1 protein-coding gene is annotated in these 2,553 nt (G+C 41.3%); it reads left to right on the forward strand.

Features of this window, described 5'->3' with window-relative positions; all coding sequences use genetic code 11:
- Positions 1-289: 289 nt before the first annotated feature.
- Positions 290-2,188 carry an ATP-dependent zinc metalloprotease FtsH gene (ftsH, locus tag FFR48_RS27150; RefSeq protein WP_137669500.1) on the forward strand — a complete coding sequence of 633 codons (1,899 nt, stop codon included), beginning with the start codon at positions 290-292 and terminating at the stop codon, positions 2,186-2,188.
- The last annotated feature ends 365 nt before the right edge of the window (positions 2,189-2,553 follow it).

Here is a 2,553-nt window from a genome sequence, read left to right on the forward strand (position 1 = left end):
AACTCGCTCCCATTAAAATGTACCACATACCAGACTCTCACCACCATCTATCTCACACAACCAACCAGTACACACCCACAACTACCCCACCCTCAACCACCTATCCCTACACCACCCTCATCCAACCACCATCACCAATCACCAATCACCAATCACCCATTAACAATTTCTCATAGCTCGAAGTTAAACTAGATAAGAAAACAGTAATTTCCAGTTATTGCTATTTCTGTAAGAAGAATAGGCATAAAACCAAAAATTCGCTTATGCCAAAATTAAAAGGGTAAATATTATGACAAAAGTTGCTAAAAAGGCATTGAGAAAACAGCATCAAACAAAGCGAGTAGCTTGGACTGGGGCATTAGCAGCCGCTATGATCATGTTGCCGGGAATGTTTGGGGGTAGTCCCGTCTTGGCACAAAAAGGAGAACGTAACTCTTTATCTTACGGGGAATTGCTGCAAAAAACCGAGCAAGGGCTGGTTAAAAGAGTCGAAATTGATGAAACCGAACAAATAGCTAAAGTTTATTTAGCAGATCAAAAACCCGATACACCACCTATAGCGGTACGGCTTTTAGATCAAAACTCGGAGTTAATAAACAAACTCAAAGAAAAAAATGTTGAGTTTGGTCAGGTTTCCTCTGCTAATAGTAGAGCAGCCGTAGGATTATTAATCAACCTGATGTGGATTTTACCACTGGTGGCGTTAATGCTGTTGTTCCTGCGCCGTTCTGCCAATGCTTCTAACCAAGCTTTGAATTTTGGTAAATCTCGCGCTCGGTTTCAAATGGAAGCGAAAACGGGAGTAAAATTTGATGATGTGGCGGGAATTGAAGAAGCCAAGGAAGAATTACAGGAAGTTGTTACTTTTTTGAAACAACCAGAAAAATTTACCGCAGTGGGGGCGAAAATTCCTAAAGGCGTGCTGTTAATTGGACCCCCAGGTACAGGTAAAACTTTACTAGCAAAAGCGATCGCCGGTGAAGCTGCTGTACCATTTTTCAGTATTTCCGGTTCAGAATTTGTAGAAATGTTTGTGGGTGTGGGTGCTTCCCGTGTCCGTGACTTGTTCAAAAAAGCCAAAGATAACGCTCCTTGTATTATCTTTATAGATGAAATTGACGCAGTAGGTAGACAGCGGGGTGCAGGTATCGGTGGTGGTAATGATGAGAGAGAGCAAACCTTAAACCAGCTATTAACAGAAATGGATGGTTTTGAAGGTAACACAGGTATTATTATTATTGCCGCTACCAACCGTCCTGATGTCTTAGATTCAGCTTTGTTGCGTCCTGGTCGTTTTGATAGACAAGTTATTGTCGATGCACCAGACTTAAAAGGACGTTTGGAAATCTTGCAAGTTCATGCACGGAACAAAAAATTAGATCCGAGTGTGTCCTTAGATGCGATCGCCCGACGGACTCCTGGTTTTACCGGTGCAGACTTAGCTAACCTCCTCAATGAAGCAGCTATTCTCACAGCTAGAAGACGCAAAGAAGCAATTACCATTTTAGAAATAGATGATGCTGTAGATCGGGTAGTTGCGGGAATGGAGGGTACTGCTTTAGTAGACAGTAAAAACAAACGTTTAATTGCTTACCATGAAGTGGGACACGCTTTAATAGGTACATTGGTTAAAGACCATGATCCAGTCCAAAAAGTTACCCTCATTCCCCGAGGACAAGCATTAGGTTTAACTTGGTTTACACCCAATGAAGAACAGGGTTTAATTTCCCGTTCCCAAATTTTAGCCCGAATTATGGCAGCTTTAGGCGGTCGTGCGGCTGAGGAAATAGTGTTTGGGAAACCGGAAGTTACCACAGGTGCGGGTAATGATTTGCAACAAGTGACAAACATGGCCAGACAAATGGTAACAAGGTTTGGGATGTCTGATTTAGGTCCATTATCCTTGGAAAGTCAAAATAATAGTGATATATTTTTGGGACGTGACTGGGGAAATAAATCAGAATATTCTGAAGAAATTGCTGGTAAAATTGATGCTCAAGTCAGAGAGATTGTCAGCAATTGTTATGTGAAGGTAAAAGAATTACTGCAAGAAAACCGCATGATTATGGAGCGTTTAGTTGATATGTTAGCGGAAGAAGAAACCATTGATGGAGATGTTTTCCGCAAAATTGTAGAAGACAATATTCAAGATCGGGTGCAAGATCAAAAGTTAGCTGTTTATCATTAGACATCTGGTGGAGGAGATCAAGGAGTCAGGAGTTCAAGGATATCAAGGAGTTTTTTGTATTTGGAAACGAGGTAAAAACCAACAAAGTGCAAGGTTTTCCTACTCATAGTTTCCAAAACCTTGCACCTATTTTCTTTGTTATCATCCTCAAACTCTTTATTCATAGTGGGTTTCAGTTTATTCAGCAAACCCTAAGTAGGGGTTGCTGAGAAAGTCTTTCCGTGAGGGCATAGGAGTCAGGAGTCAGGAGTCAGGAGTCAGGAGGAGATTGGAAAATTTCTTTGCCATCTCTTGAAATCCCCAAAAATGCACACTTTTTCCGGTATACCCTTCAAAACCCTTGCACTAATTTCTGTGTTTATCAG

The sequence above is a fragment of the Sphaerospermopsis reniformis genome, assembly GCF_005402885.1.
Classification (GTDB): domain Bacteria; phylum Cyanobacteriota; class Cyanobacteriia; order Cyanobacteriales; family Nostocaceae; genus Sphaerospermopsis; species Sphaerospermopsis kisseleviana.